Below are 20,048 nucleotides of genomic sequence, written 5' to 3' on the forward strand. Positions count from 1 at the left end.
TTGACATCTTTTCTTTTCTCTACATATAGGACAAAATCCAAGTAAAGATTAATATGTGAAAAAAGTAATTTGTGCAATTTAAAATCTTACTTCTGAGTTTTAGGGTTTAGTCAATAGGGTGTGTAAATAGATCCCTGAATAGAGGGGAAAAATATTTTGAAAGGGGGCTAATTAATGCGGGAGAAACTTGAGAAACAAAGAACTTATGCACTGGTTGGCCATGGTGGCTGTGGAAAAACTTCTGTTGCTGAGATGCTGTTGTTTCAGGCAAAGGTTATTTCACGCCTAGGCAAAATAGAAGAAGGCACCACTTGTTTAGATTATGAGCCTGAAGAGATTAAAAGACGCGGTAGTATTCAACCTGGTTTTGCTTATTTTAAGTGGCAAAAAGGAGATCATTATTTAATTGATGTGCCTGGTGATGCTAATTTTAATGGGGATATTCAATATTTGCTTACAGCAGCAGATGGTGTTGTGTTTGTTTTAGATGCTATAGATGGAGTTAAGCCTTTAACTAAGAAAATGTGGGCAGAGGTTGAAAAGGCAGGGCTTCCTTCTATTATTTTTATTAATAAAATGGATAGAGAACGAGCTAATTTTGATCAGGCTTATGAAGGTTTGAGTAATGTTTTAGGAATAAAAGCAATACCTCTGTTTCTTCCCATAGGTGCAGAAGCAGATTTTCAAGGAGTGGTAGATATTTTAGAGCAAAAGGCTCTCTTTTTTACTGAAGATGGCAAGGTAAAAAGTGGAGACATCCCAGCAGAATTGGCAGATAAGGTGGAAGAACTTAGGACTGCTTTGATTGAAGATATTGCAGAAAGTGATGAGGCTCTCATGGAAAAATATCTTGAAGAGGGAGAGCTTAGCAAAGATGAAATTTTAAGTGGTTTAAAAAAGGGAATTTTAGCAAGGGAATTATTTCCTGTATGTGTTGGAGCTGCTTTGGTTAATAAAGGGGGAAATATTTTATTGGATACCATTAATTGGCTTTTGCCTTCACCATTAGAACGAGCTCCTTTTGAAGGAGAAGATGGAGAAGAAAGACCTTCTAGCCCTGATGAGCCACTGGCTGCCTTTGTATTTAAAACTATTGTGGATCCTTTTACCGGGCAGTTAAGTGTGATGCGAGTACTTTCTGGAGTGCTTAGTTCAGATATGACTCTTTTAAATGCTAACAAAGATAGTAAAGAAAAATTGGGTCAGTTATTGGTTTTTGAAGGGAAAAAACAAGTGCCAGTAAAAGGAGAAGTTGGACCAGGGGCAATAGTAGCTGTAGCAAAATTAAAGGAAACCTCTACAGGAGATACCTTGTGCGATGAAAAGGCTCCTTTTAAACTTAAAAAGCCAGATGTTGCCCCGTGTATTATTTCTTATGCCTTGGCTGCAGAAAAACAAGGAGAAGAAGATAAAGTTTTTGCATCTGTTCAAAAACTTTTAGATGAGGATATTACTTTAGAACTTACAAGGAATGAAGAGACAGGGGATATGCTTCTCTCTGGTATGGGGCAATTACATATAGAAACAACAGTTGAAAAGGTGAAAAGGCGATATAAAGTTGGTATTGTTTTAAAAACTCCTAAGATTCCTTATCGAGAGACTATAAAGGGTAAGGCAGAGGTCCAAGGAAAATATAAAAAGCAAACAGGTGGTAGAGGACAATATGGTGATTGTTGGATTAGGCTAGAACCTTTGCCTAGAGGTAAAGGGTATGAATTTGTAGATGCTATTGTAGGAGGTGTTATACCCAAACAATATATTCCTGCTGTTGACGCTGGTATTCAAGAGGCAGCTAGAAAGGGCGTAGTAGCAGGTTATCCTGTAGTTGATTTTAAAGTTACTTTGTATGATGGTTCTTATCATAGTGTGGATTCTTCTGAAATGGCTTTTAAGATTGCAGGTTCAATGGCTTTTAAAAAGGCAGTAGAAAAGTGTAAGCCTATTTTGCTTGAACCGATTATGAATGTAACAGTATATATTCCTGATGAGTATATGGGAGATGTAATAGGGGATATTTCTGGGCGTAGAGGTAAAGTTTTAGGTTCGGATTCAAAGAATGGTATTACTGAAGTCAAGGCACAAGTTCCGATGGCAGAAATGTTGAGTTATGCTCAAAGTCTTACTTCCATGACTAGTGGACAAGGGACTTATACTATGGAGTTTGATCACTATGAAGAAGTTCCAAGCCAGATTGCAGAAAAAATTATAGAAGAAAGCAAAGCAGAAGATTAAAAAACAATTAAATTAAAAATAAAAAAGCAGGAGTATGCTCATACTCCTGCTTTTTTATTTTCCTGTCTATTTAATGAAAAATTTTTATATTGTGAAAACTTTTTTAGCTTAGTCTATTTAATTTCTCAACTTTCGTAAGGTTGTTATTCCTCTAGAACCCTGAAGTGATTTCTTAATATTTTTAGATTTAAAAATTTTTCAAATGCTCTAATTTTTTTTGGAGACAAAATATCTTTATTTTTCTCTTTGAGAATTTAAGCAATGAGCTGAGGTACAAAGTAATTTTTTTGTCCCTATTAATAAAGTATGGTTGTTGTAGGTTTGATTTTTTAGCATTTTTTTATGAGTTTTTGGGGATTTAAAGAAAATTTATCGAGAAGTTTTGAGTAACTTTTAGCTAAGAGGAAGAAAAGAGGGAAGGAGCTTAACGAATTTGTATAAGTTTACTTTTCTTGACGAGCAGAGGAAATTAAAATAGTTATAGATGCTTAATTTTTCGTCAAGAGGTTAGAACATTGAGTACACAAAAAAATTCTTCTCAACAAGATGAAAATCGTCTTATTCAAGCTAGAAAAGAAAAGGCCAAGCGTTTTTTAGAGCAGGGAATTGCCATTTATCCCAATACATTTCGCAAAAAACACGATATTAAACCTATTTTAGATAAGTATAAAGACCTAAGCCAAGAGGACTTAGAAAAATTAGATTCTGTGTTTGTAGTGGCAGGTCGAATTATGGCTTTAAGGTCTTTTGGAAAAGTTACTTTTTTTCATATTCAAGATCATTCAGGGAAAATCCAGGTCTTTGCTCAAAAAAATATTTTAGGCTCAGAAAAATATAATATTTTTAAAAAATTTGATGTAGGAGATATTGTAGGTGTAAAAGGACCTTTATTTAAAACCAAAACAGGCGAACTTACAATTAAAGCAGAGGATGTAGAGTTAGTTACTAAGTCTTTGCGGCCTTTGCCTGAAAAATATCATGGTTTAAAAGATGTAGAGTTGCGTTATCGTCAACGTTATGTGGATTTGATTGTTAACCCTAAAGTAAGAGAAATATTTATTAAGCGTTCAAAGATTGTTCGTTTTATTAGAAATTTTTTAGATGCAAGGGGCTTTTTAGAGGTAGAAACGCCAATGATGCAACCTATTCCTGGAGGTGCTGCAGCTAAACCATTTATTACTCATCACAATGCTCTTGATATGCAACTTTATTTGCGTATTGCTCCTGAGTTATACCTAAAACGTCTTTTAGTAGGAGGATTTGAGCGAGTATATGAGATAAATAGGAATTTTAGAAATGAGGGTATTTCAACTCAGCATAATCCAGAGTTTACTATGCTAGAGTTTTATATGGCTTATGCTGATTTTACCATGCTTATGGAATTAACAGAAGAGTTATTTTCTTCATTAGCTAAAGATGTTTGTGGCTCTACGAAAATACCTTACGGAGAACATGAGATTGATTTAACCCCTCCGTGGAACAAGCTTTCATTTTATGAATCACTGGAAAAAATAGGTGGTCTTCGTCCAGAAGAGTATCAAAATTATGAAAATGCAAAAAATTTGGCTAAAAAATTAGGAGAAAAGGTTGTAGAAGGAGAAAAATTGGGAAAGGTGCAGGCTAAACTATTTGATTTATTAGTTGAGCCTAAACTTATTCAACCTCATTTTATTTATCATTATCCTACAGATATTTCCCCTCTTTCACGAAGAAATGAGGAAGATCCTACCATAACAGACAGGTTTGAACTGTTTATTGCAGGGCGGGAAATGGCAAATGCCTTTTCTGAATTAAATGATCCGTTTGACCAAAAAGAACGTTTTTTAGAACAGGTAAAAGAAAAAGAAGCTGGAGATGAAGAAGCTCATTTTATGGATGAAGATTATGTTAGGGCTTTAGAGTATGGTATGCCTCCTGCAGGTGGAGAAGGCATTGGTATCGATAGATTAGTAATGTTGCTTACCAACTCTCAATCTATAAGAGAGGTTATTCTTTTCCCTCTTCTTAGACCAGAAGGCTGATCTAGCTAATGAACTTTGAACTCTTTGTTGCCCAAAAATATCTTTTAGCTAGACAAAAACAGACCTTTATTTCTGTTATTACCTTAATATCCATTTTAGGAGTGGCTCTGGGAGTAGCTGCTTTAATTATTGTTCTTGGAGTAATGAATGGTTTTAGTCAGAACTTAAAAGATAAAATTTTAGGGGTTAATGCGCATATTTTAGTAGGTAGTTATGAAGGATTGGTTCAAGAGTATCCTGAGTTAATAAAAAAGATAAAGTCTGTCTCAGAAGTAAAAGGTGTTGCCCCTTTTATGTATGCAGAAGTAATGGCAAGTGGCCCTGGTGGGGTTAAGGGGTTAATTTTAAGAGGTATTAGGGTTCAAGATGCACCTGTATTTGAGCTACCAAAGATTTTGATTTCTGGTCAGATTAAGAGATTAGAACACAATTCTTCTTTCCCTGGGATTATTTTGGGCAAAGAACTTGTTAGTCAATTAAATTTAACTCTTGGAAGTAAAGTAAATATATTAGCTCCTAGTAGTAAAAGGACAAGTGCAGGCTTTACACCTAAAGTGGCTACTTTTGAGCTTGTTGGTATTTTTAAAACAGGAATGTACGAATATGATTCTTCTTTGGGATATATTTCATTAGAACAAGCTCAAAAGCTTTTAGGTATTAAGTCTAACGGTGTGAGTGCGTTAGAAATTCGTGTATTTGACGTGTATAAAGCTCCTGAACTAGCTAAAAAGATTTTAAAACAGATTGGTTATCCGTATTATACTAGAAATTGGATAGAAATGAACCAAAATTTGTTTTCAGCGTTGAAGTTGGAGAAAACAGCTATGGGTGTTATTTTGGCCATGATTGTCCTTGTGGGGTCTTTTAGCATTGTTACAACGCTTATTATGTTAGTAATGGAGAAAACTAAAGATATTGCTGTGATGATTTCTATGGGAGCAACACCAAAAAGAATAAAAAAGATATTTATGCTTCAGGGGACAATTATAGGGTTTGTGGGTACTTTTTTGGGATATATCTTAGGATTGGGTATATGTTTTTTATTGAAAAGATATCAATTTATAAAGTTGCCTGCAGATGTTTATTATTTAGATCATTTGCCGATTTTACTGAAAAGTACAGATCTCATTTTGATAGGCATAGTGGCTATCCTTTTGTGTTTTTTTGCAACTCTTTATCCAGCCAAACAGGCAGCAAAGTTAGAACCTGCTGTGGCTTTACGCTATGAGTAAAATATATCGTTTAGAACATATTGAAAAAGTATTTTTGTCTGGAGATGACAAAGTAGAAGTTTTAAAGGACATTACTTTAGAAATAAATACAGGAGAATCAGTTGCTATTGTGGGTGCGTCTGGTTCAGGAAAATCTACCTTACTTCATATTATGGGAGCATTAGATTACCCGACAAAGGGGAGAATATTTTTTAAAGACAAAAATATAGGGTTGTTTTCAGAGAAACAGAAAGCTTGTTTTAGAAATCAAAAAATAGGATTTGTTTTTCAATTTCATCACCTTTTGCCTGAATTTAGTGTGCTAGAAAACGTTGCTATGCCTGGGATAATAAGAGGTCTCTCTAAGAGTAGAATATTTTCTTTGGCTAAGGAAGCTTTGTCTATGGTTGGTTTAGAAGAATTTTCCAGACCAGTTTCTGTACTTTCTGGAGGAGAAAAACAAAGAGTAGCAATTGCAAGAGCTATAGTTTTAGAACCAGAGGTTATCTTAGCAGATGAGCCCACTGGCAATCTTGATGAAGCAAATGGTGTGAAAGTAGGGAATTTATTATGTCATTTAAATAAGGAACTGGGAACTACTCTTGTGGTTGTAACCCATAACCATACTCTCGCCTCCCTTATGCAAAAAACTTATCAGTTAAAGTTAGGAGAGCTTCATGCGCTTTAAGGCTTTTTATAGCATAATAATATTTTTCATTCTTATGGGAAGTAATTTGTCAGGTTACGCAGCAGAAAAAATTAGAATTGCTGTTTTCCCCTTTGAAATAAATGCTCCTAAGGAGTTTCAATATTTGAAAGAGAGTTTACCATCTTTAATTAAAGATAGATTAAAAGAAAAAGGATTTGAAGTAGTTGATTTAAATAGAGTAAAGGAGATATTGGAGCAGGAGAATGTAGAGTACTTAGATATTAGTACTGTTAAGAATTTAACCTTGCTTTTAGATGCAAACTATGGACTTTATGGTAGTCTTAGTAAAATAGGAGAGACTTTAAGTATAGATAGCAGGTTAGTAGAAGCATATGGCCTTAAGTCTCCTAAGGCATTATTTGTGGTGAGAAAAGGACTTATAAATCTTTTGCCTGCAGTAGACGAGTTAGTCTCTAAAATAAAATTAGAGCTTTTAAAAAAAGAGCAGATTGTAGGTATAGAAGTAAGAGGGAATAAAATTTTAGATAAGGACGTTATTTTGTTGAGGTTAGAGATTCAAAAAGGAGATATTTACGATCCAAAAAAGATAAATGAAGAATTAAAACGTCTTTATAAATTGGGATATTTTGATGATATTAAATTTTTTGTTCAAGATACTAAAGAAGGGAAAAAGATTATCGTAGAAGTTAAAGAAAAACCTTTAATTCGAGCTATTTCTGTAGAAGGAGCAAAAGAAATTGATGAAGATGATATTTTAGAGGCTATTTCAAGCAAAACAGGTTCTGTATTTAATCCTTCCATTGTAGCAGAAGATATGGAAAAAATTCGTCAACTTTACCGTAAGAAGGGGTATTATAAGGCAGATGTATCTTATGTTGTTGAGAGCTCTGATAATAAGCAGGCAAGGTTGATTTTTAAAATCAAAGAAGGGCCTAAGCTTTATATTAAAAAAATTATTATTGATGGGGCTAAACAAATAAGCGCCGATGAGTTAAAAGACCAGTTGGCTTTAGGAGAAAGGGGCTTTTTCTCCTGGTTAACTGGCTCTGGTATATTAAAAGAAGAGCTTTTAGAAAGAGATGCTGCTGCTTTAGAAGCTTATTATGCAAATAGAGGCTTTATTGATGTTAAAGTGGGGCAGCCTGATGTAGAATTTAAAGATGACGGTATTTATATTACTTTTCACGTCTTTGAAGGTGCGCGTTATAAAGTTGGTGGTGTAAAATTTGAAGGAGATTTGCTTTTTCCCGAAGAGACTCTTTTAAAGATTATTAAAATGGATGATTTAGCAAAAGATGGAGAGTATTTTAATAGGTCTATTTTGAGAAAAGACCTTCAAGCTATTGCTGATTATTATACGAATTATGGATATGCTTTTGCTGATTGTGATGTAAAGGTTAAGGCTGATAAGAAAACTAAATTAGTTTATGTTACCTATATCCCTCAAAAAGGGCAAAAAGTTTATATAAGAAGAGTAATTATAGAGGGAAACAGAAGTACGCGAGATAATGTCATTAGAAGGGAGATGCGTTTAGCTGATGGGGATTTATTTAGTGGAGAAAAATTAAAGCGTTCTAATGTGCGCTTAAACAAGCTTGATTATTTTGAAACAGTAGATATTCAGACAGTTCCAACGGATGATCGTTCTCAAATGGATTTGATTGTAAAAGTAAAAGAAAAACCAACAGGTATGATTTCTGCTGGAGCAGGGTATTCTTCATTTGATAAGATGTTTTTTACTGCAAAGATTCAACAGAGGAATCTTTTTGGAAAAGGGTATAGCGTAGGACTGTCTGGTACTTTTAGTGGGCGAAGAACTTCTTATGTGGCGTCTTTTTGGAATCCTTATTACAAAGATTCTGACCTTGGAGTAGGAATATCTGTTTTTAATTCTAAAGAAGAATTTTTTAAATACGATAAAAAAAGTATTGGTGGTAAGTTAAGCTTTGCCTATCCTTTAGGAGAATATACGAGTTTAAATTGGAATTATAAAGCTGAAAGATATACTATTTATAATGTAGATAAAGATGCTGACCAGACTATAAAGGATATGGAAGGTGATAATTGGGCAAGTATTTTTTATATCAGTGCAACTCGAGATACTACAGATAGGTACTTGAACCCAACTAAAGGTACAAAGAATTCTTTGTCTTTGGAATATGCAGGAGGGGCTTTAGGAGGTGACGATAATTTTATTAAAAGTATTTATGATTTTAGTTGGTATCAGCCGTTAATAAAAGATTTTATTTTTCATTGGCATTTTAGATTAGGTTATCTTACTAAAAATGGGGATGAAGAAATCCCTTCTTTTGAACGTTTTTATTTAGGGGGTATAAATTCTGTTAGAGGATATCCTGGAAGAGAAATTTCGCCTAAATATGATAATGGTGATTACAAAGGTGGAAATAAACAGTTTTTTACCAATGTAGAAATATTGTTCCCTTTGAACAAAGAAATGGGCATTTTAGGGCTATTTTTCTTTGATGCAGGTAATGCTTGGGATGAAGACCAGAGTATGGATACAGATTTGTATAAAAGCGTAGGCACAGGAATTAGGTGGTATTCTCCCCTTGGTCCCTTGCGTTTAGAATATGGTTATGCTCTAGACAAACTTGACGGTGAGCGGACAAAGAAATTAGAATTTAGCATTGGCCAATTTTATTAAAATTTTAAAAAAGGAGCTAAGAGATGAAAAAATTATTGTGTTTATTAGTAGGGTTAATATTGTTTTGGGCAGGAGTTGCTATGGCTGCTACCAAGATTGGTGTAGTAGATATGCAAAAGGTAATTTCCCAATCTGAGCCAGGTCAACAAGCACTGGCTAAGCTTAAAAAGAAAACCAAAGGCATGAAAGCAGATTTGGATAAACAAAAAAAAGAATTGCAGGCGTTAAGAGAAGAGTTGCAGAAACAAGCGTTAGTTTTGAGTCAAGAGGCCAAGCAGGATAAGGAATTGGAATTCAGAAAGAAAGTAAGAGATTATCAAGATACTTGGCAAGCATATCAACGGAAAATTAAGCTAGAAGAACAAAAATTAAGCCGCCCAATTATTCAGTTGTTGGCAGAAGTAATTAAAAATTATGCGAAAAAAAATGGTTATACAGCTATTTGGGATATGAGAGCAAGTGGTCTTTTATATGCAAATGAAAAAGTTAATATTACTAATGAAATTATGGCAGAGTTAAATAAAGCTTGGAAGAAAAAGTATGGGAAAGGCAAGAAATAATGTTGTTGTCAGAGATTGCTGCTAAGTTAAATCTTGAATTTAAAGGTAAGGATAAAGAAATTAGAGGGGTAAATACTTTAGAGGATGCCAGAGAAGATGAAATATCTTTTCTGGCAAACCCTAAGTACTTGTCTCTTTTAGAGAAAACCAAAGCAGGGGCTATTATTTTAAATCCTGATTTGTCTTCAAAGGTAGAAACTGCTCTTTTAAGTTCAAATCCTTATCTTGATTTTGCTAGGACAGTACAATTATTTGCTAAGCCTCAAGGTTGTTTTAGCGGACAGAGTGATTTGGCTTTTATTCATCCCACAGCTAAAGTACATCCTACAGCAAATATTTATCCTTTTGTTTTTATAGGAGCAGAGGCTCAAATAGGAGCTAAAACTACAATTTTTCCTGGTGTCTATGTTGGAGAAAAGGTAAAAATAGGAACGGATTGTGTTATTTATGCAAATGTATGTTTATTGGCTGAAAGTAAAATAGGAAGTAAGGTTATTATTCATGCAGGCTCAGTTATTGGTAGTGATGGTTTTGGTTTTGCCCAATCGCAAACAGGATTGGAAAAGTTCCCCCAAGTAGGTCGAGTTGTGATTGAAGATGAAGTAGAAATTGGTGCCAATACAACTATAGATAGGGCCGCATTAGGAGAAACGAGGATAGGAAAAGGTACAAAAATAGATAATTTAGTTCAAATAGGACATAATGTAAAAATAGGTCAAAATTCTATTCTTGTTGCCCAAGTGGGTATTGCTGGAAGTACTTCTATTGGCAATCAAGTTATTTTAGCTGGCCAGGTAGGTATTGCAGGTCACCTTACAATTGGAGATGGATGTAGGGTAGCGGCTCAATCTGGGGTAGGTAAAGATTTACCACCTAAAACAGATGTAGGTGGTAGTCCTGCTATGCCTCATAAATTGTTTTTGCGTTCTTCTGTTATTATTCCAAAACTTCCAGAATTACAAAAGAAGATTAGATACTTAGAAAAAAAGATAGTTGAGTTAGAAGAAAAATTAGAGGAGTAACCAATGCTGGAAAAAGTCCAGGGAGAGATTGTAAGTAAAGATATTTTGGATTTATTACCCCATAGATATCCATTTTTGTTGGTAGATAGGGTGCTAGAATATCAGCCTTTTAAATATATTAAAGCCATTAAATGCGTGAGCATTAATGAACCTTTTTTTCAAGGTCATTTCCCTTCATATCCTGTTATGCCTGGGGTCCTGATTTTAGAAGCATTAGCTCAGGCAGGGGGGATTTTAGTAATGAAAAGTATTCCAGAAGAGGTAGAGAATAAGATTTTTCTTTTTACAGGTATGGAAAAGGTTCGTTTTCGAAAGTCTGTTTTTCCAGGAGATATGCTTTCTTTGGAGGTTTCCTATGAAAAGCATAAACTTAATTTGTGGAAGATGAATGGCAAAGCACTTGTTAATGGACAAGTAGCTGCTCAAGGGATACTTTCTGCTGCCATTGTTCCTAGGGAGGATAAGTAGTGATAGATATTCATCCTACAGCCATAGTAAGTAAAAATGCAGTTTTAGGAGAAAATATAAAGATTGGACCTTATGTTATTATAGAAGATAAAGTGGAAATAGGAAATAATTGTCAAATAGATGCCTTTGCGCAGATAAAATCTTATACTAAGTTAGGTTCAAATAATCACATATTCTCTTATGCCTTTGTAGGAGAGATACCTCAAGACTTAAAGTTTAAGGGTGAGGAGTCTTGGTTGATTATTGGAGATAATAATAAAATAAGAGAATATACAACCCTTCATCGAGGAACTGAAGAAGGTGGTGGGATAACTAAAGTAGGAAGTGATTGCCTTTTTATGGCTTATTCTCATGTAGCCCATGATTGTCAGATTGGAGATGGGGTAATTTTAGCTAATTGTGCTACTTTGGCTGGACATGTAGTGGTTGGAGATTACGCGACTATTGGGGGATTATCTGCTGTTCATCAATTTGTGCATATAGGCAAATATGCTTTTATTGGGGGCAAAACAGGAGTTGCTCAAGATGTACCACCTTATATGTTGGTGGCTGGGGAAAGGGCTAAGGCTTATGGGCCGAATATTATTGGTCTTAAGCGAAAAGGATTTTTGCGTGAGGAGATATACGCACTTAAAAAGGCATCTTATATTTTATGGCAGTCTGGTCTTACCCAAGAGCAAGCTATTCTCAAGATGAAAGAAGAATTAGGACAATATAAGACTGTATTGGAACTGATTAAATTTATTCAAGATAGTAAACGAGGAATTATCTCGTTTTCTAAAGACAAATGAGAAAAAAGTTAGGGTTGATTGCAGGAGGAGGACAGTTTCCTCTTAAAGTTTGTGATAGCGCTTTAAAACAAGGATATTTAACAGTTGGAGTTGGTTTTAAAGATTATACTGATCCTTTGTTGGCTTCAAGAGTAGATGAATTTTTGTGGGTAAATTTGGGCCAATTGGGAAAGGTAATAAAATTTTTGAAAAAAAATCATGTCCAAGAAGTGATTTTTGCAGGTCCTATAAGCAAACCAAAAGCTCTTAACCTTAGGCCAGATTTTCGGGCAGCAAAAGTTCTCTTTAAGTTAAAAAGTCTAAATGATGGAGCTATCTTTAAGGCTTTAATTGCTGAATTTGAATCAGAGGGTTTTAGAGTTGTTGGCCCGCAACAATTCGTTCCTGATCTAATCGCACCGAGTGGAATTCTTAGTTTTAGAAAACCCAGCTCAATAGAATTAGAATCTTTTAAGTTTGGTTGGCCTATTTTAAAGAAAATAGGAAATTTAGATATAGGACAGTGTTTGGTTGTAAAAGAAAAGATAGTAATAGCGGTAGAAGGGATAGAAGGTACTAACGCCACTATAAAGAGAGCAGGAGAATTAGGAGGAAAAGGATGTGTGGTTTTAAAAGCATTTAAACCTGGCCAAGATGAGCGAATCGATATGCCAGCGTTAGGGCTTGAAACCATTAAAACTATGATAGAAGCAAAGGCAACAGCTTTATTTTTTGAAGCTAAATATAGTTTGTTTTTTGATTTAGATAAAAGTTTAAAATTGGCAAATGAACATGGTTTAACTATTGTGGGAATAAAAGAGGGTAAAATATGAAGCCTAAAGTGTCTAGGCGTGATTTTTTAACAGGCTTTTTTAAAAGATTTAGATCAGAAGAATCTGGTTTTACAGGTCTTAGTCCTATTTTAGTAAAAGCAGATAGATCCTTAGAACAAGGTGATTATCGGACAGCTATAGAAAATTATGAGATTGTTTTAAAAGATGAAGGTAAAGATGTAGATATTTTAAAAAAGTGTGGCTATGCCTATTTTAGATTACATGAATTTGAACAAGCTAGAGAATATTTTGATAAAGTAATGGACATTAGGCCAAAAGAGCAATTTTGTCTTTTATATAAGGGTCTTAGCTTTGCTTACGAAGGCAATTTAAAGCAGGCAGTAGAGGAATGGAAATCTTATTTCAATATTCAAAAACCTATCATTCAGCGCACTCTGAATGCAATTATTGCCTTATATGAAGCTGGAGAGGAACAGGATTATCAGGAAGTGGTTCAGAATGTAGAAGATGCGATTTTAGAACAGAGAAAAGCTAGTTCTTCTTAGTTTTAAGATTTTTTATTCCATTTACTATAGCTGCTGCTACAGAAGAACCTCCTTTGGGGCCTAAGTTAGTAATATAAGGTATTTTACTCTTTAAAAGCATTTCTTTGCTGGCTGCAGCTCCAACAAATCCAACAGGTACTCCGATTATGAGTGCTGGTTTAATCCTGTGTTCATAAAATAAACGCAATACTTCCTCTAAGGCTGTAGGAGCATTTCCTATAACTATCAATGAATCATTTAATTTATCTCCCCATTCTCTAAAGCTAGCTACAGCTCTAGTTATGCTGTTGTCTAGAGCTTTTTGTTTTATCTTGGGATCATTTATTAAACAAAATACATTTTCTAAAGTTGTAAGACCAGCTTTGACCATTTGCACATCACAAAAAATAGGTGCTTTTTCTTTAATGAGTTTGTTTCCTATTTTTATAGCCTTAGGATGAAATTTTAAAGTGGAAATATAAGAAAAATCACATGTAGCATGAATAACCCTAGTTAAAACACTTCTTTCCTCGTCAGAAAAGGGTGTATTTGTTAAAAATTGAGTGATAAATTCAAAGCTTTGGTTTTCTATTTCTTGTGGAAGTTTTTTTGTATTGTATGACCAGAGCTGAAGACTTATTTTTTCAAAAATCAACTCTTCTAAAAGAGGCTCTTCTCCTAAGATAGAAGTAATTTCAAAAGAAATGTTTGGGAATTTTTGTTTGAACTGGGAAATTAGATTGGGTAAATCATGTTTAATATGTACCCCTGTATTTAAAAAATAAGGATATATTATTATTTTTTGAATTTTTTGACTTTTTAAGTCTTTAATTGCTTGTTCTAAATTTGGTGTGGCTAAGGAAAAAAAAGCTGGTTTAATAGGAAGTGTGGGTAAGCGTTTAGCAATTCGATTTACCATTTGTAGAAAATTTTTTTGCACCTCTAAATTTCTACTCCCATGACTTAATATTATAATTCCTTTGTTCATTTTCCCCTCTTTTTTAATGTTTTAAAAAATTTATCATCTCTGTAATCACCTTGTAATCATGGGCAAAATACAAATGAACATAACTTGCAAGTACATTTTTGATTTTTATACCAAAGGTATTTTGTTTGTTTCCTGCACTGTCAAATACTGTATAAACATTGTTTAAGTTTTTAGGTATCGGCTCTATTATTTCAGAATAATGAAATTCATGTCCTTTTAAAATAGAGCCTTGCTTAAACCATCCTGCATCTTGAACTACTTTCACTTGTACATAACCCAATTTGACTCTTTTAGGTTGCATTTTAACCCAAAAAGGTAAAATTTCTAGGAAAGGATATTTCTTTTGTTTTAAAATTAAACCGTTACTTAGGAACACCAAGCCCCCACATTCGGCATAAACTTTACCACCATGTTGAATAAAGTCTTTTAATTTTATAATAAGATTTTGATTTTGGCTAAGTTCTTTTGCATATAATTCAGGGTATCCTCCTCCGATATATAATCCATTAATATTTTTAAAAGAAATATTTTGATCAAAGCTGGATGCAAAGACCAATTCTACTCCAGCCCTTTGAAGGGCATTTAAATTGGCTTGATAATAGAAATTAAAGGCTTTGTCCTTAATAATCATTAGTTTGGGTTTAGATTGTATTGGTTTAGATTTTTGAACCATAGATGTTGTTTTTGTTGAATTTTTTAAGGAGCTTAAAATGTAGTCTAAGTTGATATATTTTTCTCCGTTTTGAGAAAATTGTTTTAATTCTGTTTTTGAAAAATTCACTTCACTTTTTAAGCCCAGATGTCTACTTTTTAATTCTGGCAATTTCCCTTTAGGAACTGCTCCAATTAAAGGCGGAAGATTTGCTTGTTTTAGGATGTTTGCAAAGATTTCTTTTTGTTTTTCCGAAGAATAATTGTTTAAAATAATACCTTTTATTTGTTTGCCTGCAGGTTTAAAATTGATTAATCCATAAATTATAGCTCCAAAAGTTTGAGCCAACTTTAGAGGATTGACAACTAAAAAAACAGGAATGTCTAGGGCTAAGGCAAGATCTGCGCAAGAATTTTTGCCTGTTTTGTCTCCATCATAATAGCCCATTACTCCTTCAATTAAGTTAATACCTTTTGTATTTAAAAGGGATTTAATGTGAGCCAAAGGAGAGAAAAATAAATCTAAATTTAGGCATGGTTTTTGAGCAACTTTGCTTAAATACATAGGATCTAGATAATCTGGGCCGACCTTAAAAGGGAAGATTTCATATCCCTTTTGGCTAAGTGCTGAGATTAAGGCCAAACTAAGACTTGTTTTACCACTTCCACTAGAAAGTCCAGCAAGCATGAAAGATTTTGACATATTAAAAATTCCTAGGCATTTATTGTTTATAAGGTTACAAATAATTAATTGAGATTGAAAAAGTAACAAAATATGGCTAGGAAAATTATAAGCAATAAACAAGTATTTTATATACTTCTTTTATTTTGCTCTTGTTTACTTTTTATTCTTTCCCTTTGGGCAGGTCCTGTTTCCATCCCTTTAAACTATCTTTTTACATCTGCCAATTCTACAGGCCATCTTATTTTGATGGATATTCGGTTGCCACGTACTATATTAGCCTATTTAATAGGAGTTGCCTTGTCTTCAAGCGGAGCAACTTTGCAAGCAATTTTAAATAATTCATTAGCAGAACCGTTTACCTTGGGTATTTCTTCAGGTGCTGCATTTATGGCTTCCCTTGGTCTTTTTTTTGGATTTAATATGTTTTCTATTTATTCTTTGCCTATAATGAGCTTATTTGGTGCATTAATAACTTTGATTTTTGTGCTTTATCTTGCTTCTTATCAAGGCGAGTTTAGGACAGAGACTCTTATTTTAGCTGGGATAGTGCTAACTACTTTTTTTTCAGCCCTTATTTCTATTTTAAAATCTTTGGATGAGGAAAGCGTAAGTTCTATAGTATTTTGGCTAATGGGAAGTTTTGCAGGACGTTCGTGGGAAGAGTTAAAAATATTTTTTCCTTTTTTTATCTTTGGTTTTAGTTTGCTTTTGTTTTTTAGAAAGCATTTAGATATTCTTACCTTAGGAGACATAGAAGCTAATAATTTAGGCTTAAATCCTCATTTATTTCGAATGCTTTTTTTTGTTCTTACTAGTTTTTTAGCTGGGGCCAGCGTAAGTGTCGCAGGAGTAATTGGTTTTATTGGCTTGGTTAGTCCTCATTTATTGCGTTTGTTAAAAATAGAAAGTTATGTAGATTTGTTGCCTTTAAGTGCTCTTCTAGGGGGATGTCTTACTCTAGGAGCAGATATTCTTGCTAGAATAATACTTTCAGGCGGAGAAGAGCTCCCTGTAGGAGCTCTCACTGCACTTTTAGGAGGCCCATTTTTTTGTGTTTTGCTTTTAAAAAATAAAAAACAATTTTAATTTTGTTTTTTTATAATCTCCACATTTTTATAAGTTCTACATAAGATATTAACCTAAAAATTAATATAACTAAAGCAGGCAGAGGTGCTAAAAAAAACCAGGCTTTATAGCGCAGGGGTTGATTTTGTTTAAGCAAGATAACACTTAAAATTGCCAAAAGACCCATTCCAAGAATAATCATACTTGCTGGTCCTAAAAGAGGACTAAATAAGAATTTTTCTTTTAGCATTAAAAATATAATAGTGCATGGAATAAAACTAGCTCCAAGCATAATCAAGTTCCATTTGCTTAAGTGTTTTATAGCAAAACGATAATAATCTCTTCCAAAATCGTCTTTATTGCGTCTTAATATCAAATAAGGCCATGCTACGCTAATGGCAAAGACAAAAGAGAGAATAAAAAGTTGTCCTAAGATTGGATAAAAGAGAGAATGAAGGGGTGGTAAGAGTTTGGGTTGAGGTAAAGCTAAGTTAAATAGGATTAAAAAGATTCCGCTTAAAAATATTTTGTAGGAAGCTAAGCTACTAAATCCTAATAAGATATGTAAAATTTTTAAATTTTTTAAGGCCTTCCAGCTAAAAATATAAGCCACACTTAATAAAAAGGCAGTAGCTATACATATAAGAAAAGTTTGTTTAAAAATAAAAAAACTTTTAAAAGCTGTGTCCTGGAATCCAGGAACTAGACATATAATGGCTATGCTTAAAGTAATAGCACTAAGAAAAATAAAACCTAAGCGAGCTAGTTGATTGCTTAATTTATCTAGAACAGATTTTTTGTAAATTAAATAAAAAATTTCAATAATACAGGACAGACTAAAACAGCCCAAAGGGATCAAAATAAGCCATAATACTAAGCCAAGAATACCAAAAGGCTTTATTGGGTGTCCGCTAAAAAAGAAAGAAAAATGCATTTTTGCCTCCTGTATTTTAATCTTCTGCTTTTAAAACAGCCAGAAAAGCTTCCTGAGGTACTTCTACATTCCCCATTTGTTTCATTCTTTTTTTACCTTCTTTTTGTTTTTCTAAGAGTTTTCTTTTCCGAGTAATATCTCCACCATAGCATTTAGCTGTTACATTTTTGCGTAATGGAGCAATTCTTTCTCTAGCAATAATTTTATTTCCAATAGCCGCTTGAATAACTACTTCAAAAAGTTGTCTTGGTATAACTTTTTTTAAGCGTAAAGCCAATGCTCTACCTTTATAATAGGCTTTATCTCTGTGTACTATCGTGGCCATTGCATCTACAGGAGATCCATTAATGAGAATATCTAATTTTACCAAATTAGATGGTCTAAAATCTATGACCTCATAATCTAAAGAAGCAAATCCTCTGCTTACTGATTTTAAGCGATCAAAAAAGTCATAGACAATTTCTGCGAACGGAAGCTCATAGATTACTATTACTCTAGATGTTGTTAAATAGCGAATATCTTTTTGAATTCCTCTTTTTTCTTCGCATAATTTTAATACATTACCTACATATTCATTAGGTACATGGATTTCCATTTTAACAAAAGGCTCTTTAATCGCTTCTATTTCTACAGGGGGGGGAAGCTTTGAAGGATTATCTACTTCTAGAATTGTGCCATCTACTTTAACCACTTGATAAACTACAGAAGGTGCAGTGGCTATGAGATTGACTTTGAATTCTCTTTCTAGCCTTTCTTGGACAATCTCCATGTGCAGTAAGCCCAGAAATCCACATCTAAATCCAAATCCTAAAGCTTGAGAGGTTTCTGCTTCAAAAAATAGAGAGGAGTCATTTAATTGTAATTTTTCTAACGCGAATTTTAGGTCTTCGTATTCTCCTGGGTCAACAGGATATAAACCACAAAAAACCATTGGCTTTATCTTTTTAAATCCAGGGAATGGTTTGGGCGTGGGCTTTTTAGGATGAGTTATAGTGTCTCCTACTCGCGCATCTTTAAGTTCTTTTATATTAGCACATAAAAATCCAACCTCACCTGGTCCCAACTGATTTATATCCACAGCTTCAGGAGAAAAAACTCCAAGTCGAATTACTTCATATTTTTTGCCTGTAGAACACATTAAAATGTCTTGCCCTTTTACAATAGTTCCATCTATTACGCGAAACAACACTACAACTCCTACATAGGGATCATACCATGAATCAAAAATTAAGGCTTTTAATGGTGCATTAGGATCACCTTTAGGACTTGGAATAAATTTTATAATCTTTTCTAAGAGTTCTGGTACTCCTTCACCTGTTTTTGCACTTACCAAGGTAATATTCGAAGTGTCCAGGCCAATGCCTTCTTCTATTTCTTCTATAACTCGTTCTGGTTCTGCACTTGGCAGATCTATTTTATTTAAAACAGGTAATATTTCTAAATCATGATCTAGAGCCAGATATACATTGGCCAAGGTTTGAGCCTCTACTCCTTGGGTGGCATCAACTACTAGTAAAGCTCCATCACACGCAGCCAGGCTTCTGGAAACCTCATAAGAGAAATCTACATGGCCTGGAGTATCAATTAGATTTAAGATATAAGTTGTTCCGTCTTTAGATTTGTAGGGAATACGCACGGTTTGGGCTTTTATTGTGATGCCTCGTTCTCTTTCTAAATCCATTTTATCTAGATATTGATCTTTTTTTTCTCTTTCCCCAACCAGCCCTGTTATTTCTAGGATTCTGTCAGCCAAGGTAGACTTTCCATGATCTATGTGAGCAATGATGCTGAAATTTCTGATTTTTTTTATATCCATAATAAATTCCTTCTCTCTTAAGTGGAGTAGTTTCTATTTTCTTTTTACAAAATGGTCAAATCCTTGGAGATTTAATTTTGTTTTTTCTTTATAAATTCCTGTTTCTCCTTTTATAACAGATCCTATTGGCCAACAATTAGGTATCTTAGAAAGAATTTTGGGGAAAAGATGTTTTTCTATTACTCCCAATAGGCCATAGTCTTCTCCCCCTTCTAATACAAAATAAAGAGAATTAAAGTCTTTTAGTTTAGCTAGTTTTATTATTTCTTTATTTATAGGTATGACAGGTTCTAGTTTTAGACCTAGTCCTACAGGTAAAAGCCTGTGTATGTCTTTGGCTATGCCATCAGAGATATCCAACATACTTTTAACTTGAGAAGATAAGAATCTTCCTTCTTTGAGGTAGAATTTAGGACGGAGATGGGCCTTTATACTTAAGGGGAAATCTTTTTTAGGTAGATTTTCCTGTAGGATAAGAAGGCCTGCTTTGGAAAGTCCTATCTCTCCTATTACAAAGACTATATCGCCTGGGTTAGCTTTTTTTCTGCCAGGAAAATTTTGTGAGCATTCTCCTCCGATGGTAATAGAAATACCAAGACGTTCTCCTTTACTTAGATCTCCTCCAATTAAAGTTAAATTATATTGTTTGGCTAAAAGGGACATAGAGGCAAACATTTTCTGGGCAAAGTTAAGATCTAAGTAAGAAGGCCAAATAAGATTGAGGAGAAAAAAAATAGGTTTTGCTCCACATGCGGCCAAATCACTTAAGTTTATGGCCAAGGCTTTATAACCAATGTCTTCTGGTTTAAAATAATTTAATGAAAAGTGAGTATTTTCTAAGAATAGATCTGAACTAAGGGCTAGTTTATCGCTTTGGACTAGGGCGCAGTCATGCCCTCTGCCGATAATCACTCGTGCCCCTATATTGGGAAAAAATTTATCTATTAAATATAAAAAATCTTCTTCTTGCAT

General features: G+C 33.9%; 17 protein-coding genes. 12 read left to right on the plus strand and 5 right to left on the minus strand.

Features of this window, described 5'->3' with window-relative positions:
- Positions 1-174 precede the first annotated feature (174 nt).
- From fusA to BLP60_RS05860, 11 genes are all read left to right on the plus strand, one after another.
- Positions 175-2,232 carry an elongation factor G gene (gene fusA / locus BLP60_RS05810; RefSeq protein WP_092064841.1) on the plus strand — a complete coding sequence of 686 codons (2,058 nt, stop codon included), beginning with the start codon at positions 175-177 and terminating at the stop codon, positions 2,230-2,232.
- A 515-nt stretch (positions 2,233-2,747) separates the two neighbouring features.
- Positions 2,748-4,253 carry a lysine--tRNA ligase gene (gene lysS, locus BLP60_RS05815; RefSeq protein WP_200779109.1) on the plus strand — a complete coding sequence of 502 codons (1,506 nt, stop codon included), beginning with the start codon at positions 2,748-2,750 and terminating at the stop codon, positions 4,251-4,253.
- An 8-nt stretch (positions 4,254-4,261) separates the two neighbouring features.
- Positions 4,262-5,485, plus strand: coding sequence for a lipoprotein-releasing ABC transporter permease subunit (locus BLP60_RS05820; protein WP_092064847.1), 1,224 nt, complete (start codon positions 4,262-4,264; stop codon positions 5,483-5,485).
- On the plus strand, positions 5,478-6,152 hold the full coding sequence (locus tag BLP60_RS05825) for an ABC transporter ATP-binding protein (protein WP_092064850.1): 675 nt from the start codon (positions 5,478-5,480) through the stop codon (positions 6,150-6,152). The genes BLP60_RS05820 and BLP60_RS05825 overlap by 8 nt, the downstream gene beginning before the upstream one ends.
- The gene (gene bamA / locus BLP60_RS05830; RefSeq protein WP_092064853.1) at positions 6,142-8,799 is read left to right on the plus strand and encodes an outer membrane protein assembly factor BamA; all 2,658 of its coding nucleotides are present in this window, start codon (positions 6,142-6,144) and stop codon (positions 8,797-8,799) included. Before BLP60_RS05825 ends, bamA begins: the two co-directional genes overlap by 11 nt.
- A gap of 23 nt (positions 8,800-8,822) precedes the next feature.
- On the plus strand, positions 8,823-9,359 hold the full coding sequence (locus tag BLP60_RS05835; RefSeq protein WP_092064856.1) for an OmpH/Skp family outer membrane protein: 537 nt from the start codon (positions 8,823-8,825) through the stop codon (positions 9,357-9,359).
- Complete coding sequence (gene lpxD / locus BLP60_RS05840) at positions 9,359-10,381, plus strand: UDP-3-O-(3-hydroxymyristoyl)glucosamine N-acyltransferase (RefSeq protein ID WP_092064859.1); 1,023 nt, start codon at positions 9,359-9,361, stop codon at positions 10,379-10,381. The genes BLP60_RS05835 and lpxD overlap by 1 nt, the downstream gene beginning before the upstream one ends.
- 3 nt (positions 10,382-10,384) lie before the next feature.
- Positions 10,385-10,849 carry a 3-hydroxyacyl-ACP dehydratase FabZ gene (fabZ, locus tag BLP60_RS05845; protein WP_092064862.1) on the plus strand — a complete coding sequence of 155 codons (465 nt, stop codon included), beginning with the start codon at positions 10,385-10,387 and terminating at the stop codon, positions 10,847-10,849.
- The gene (lpxA, locus tag BLP60_RS05850) at positions 10,849-11,640 is read left to right on the plus strand and encodes an acyl-ACP--UDP-N-acetylglucosamine O-acyltransferase (protein WP_092064865.1); all 792 of its coding nucleotides are present in this window, start codon (positions 10,849-10,851) and stop codon (positions 11,638-11,640) included. Before fabZ ends, lpxA begins: the two co-directional genes overlap by 1 nt.
- On the plus strand, positions 11,637-12,452 hold the full coding sequence (locus BLP60_RS05855; protein ID WP_092064868.1) for an LpxI family protein: 816 nt from the start codon (positions 11,637-11,639) through the stop codon (positions 12,450-12,452). The genes lpxA and BLP60_RS05855 overlap by 4 nt, the downstream gene beginning before the upstream one ends.
- On the plus strand, positions 12,449-12,958 hold the full coding sequence (locus BLP60_RS05860; RefSeq protein ID WP_092064871.1) for a tetratricopeptide repeat protein: 510 nt from the start codon (positions 12,449-12,451) through the stop codon (positions 12,956-12,958). The genes BLP60_RS05855 and BLP60_RS05860 overlap by 4 nt, the downstream gene beginning before the upstream one ends.
- Here BLP60_RS05860 and BLP60_RS05865 read toward each other — a convergent pair.
- Positions 12,945-13,925, minus strand: coding sequence for a precorrin-8X methylmutase (locus tag BLP60_RS05865; protein WP_092064874.1), 981 nt, complete (start codon positions 13,923-13,925; stop codon positions 12,945-12,947). The two genes, BLP60_RS05860 and BLP60_RS05865, sit on opposite strands and share 14 nt — an antisense overlap.
- Before the next feature lie 13 nt (positions 13,926-13,938).
- Positions 13,939-15,279, minus strand: coding sequence for a cobyrinic acid a,c-diamide synthase CobB (locus tag BLP60_RS05870; RefSeq protein ID WP_143338917.1), 1,341 nt, complete (start codon positions 15,277-15,279; stop codon positions 13,939-13,941).
- Between the two features lie 72 nt (positions 15,280-15,351).
- Here BLP60_RS05870 and BLP60_RS05875 point away from each other — a divergent pair, with 72 nt between their 5' ends.
- The gene (locus BLP60_RS05875) at positions 15,352-16,347 is read left to right on the plus strand and encodes a FecCD family ABC transporter permease (protein WP_092064880.1); all 996 of its coding nucleotides are present in this window, start codon (positions 15,352-15,354) and stop codon (positions 16,345-16,347) included.
- A 10-nt stretch (positions 16,348-16,357) separates the two neighbouring features.
- Here BLP60_RS05875 and BLP60_RS05880 read toward each other — a convergent pair whose 3' ends face one another.
- Genes BLP60_RS05880 through thiL form a run of 3 tightly spaced genes read right to left on the minus strand, consistent with a single transcriptional unit; the run spans position 16,358 to position 20,048 of the window.
- Positions 16,358-17,260 carry a hypothetical protein gene (locus tag BLP60_RS05880; protein ID WP_092064883.1) on the minus strand — a complete coding sequence of 301 codons (903 nt, stop codon included), beginning with the start codon at positions 17,258-17,260 and terminating at the stop codon, positions 16,358-16,360.
- A gap of 16 nt (positions 17,261-17,276) precedes the next feature.
- Positions 17,277-19,076 carry a translation elongation factor 4 gene (lepA, locus tag BLP60_RS05885; protein ID WP_200779110.1) on the minus strand — a complete coding sequence of 600 codons (1,800 nt, stop codon included), beginning with the start codon at positions 19,074-19,076 and terminating at the stop codon, positions 17,277-17,279.
- 33 nt (positions 19,077-19,109) lie between these two features.
- On the minus strand, positions 19,110-20,048 hold the full coding sequence (gene thiL / locus BLP60_RS05890) for a thiamine-phosphate kinase (protein ID WP_092064886.1): 939 nt from the start codon (positions 20,046-20,048) through the stop codon (positions 19,110-19,112).

Origin of the sequence: Desulfonauticus submarinus (assembly GCF_900104045.1) — a bacterium.
In the GTDB taxonomy this organism is placed as follows: domain Bacteria; phylum Desulfobacterota; class Desulfovibrionia; order Desulfovibrionales; family Desulfonatronovibrionaceae; genus Desulfonauticus; species Desulfonauticus submarinus.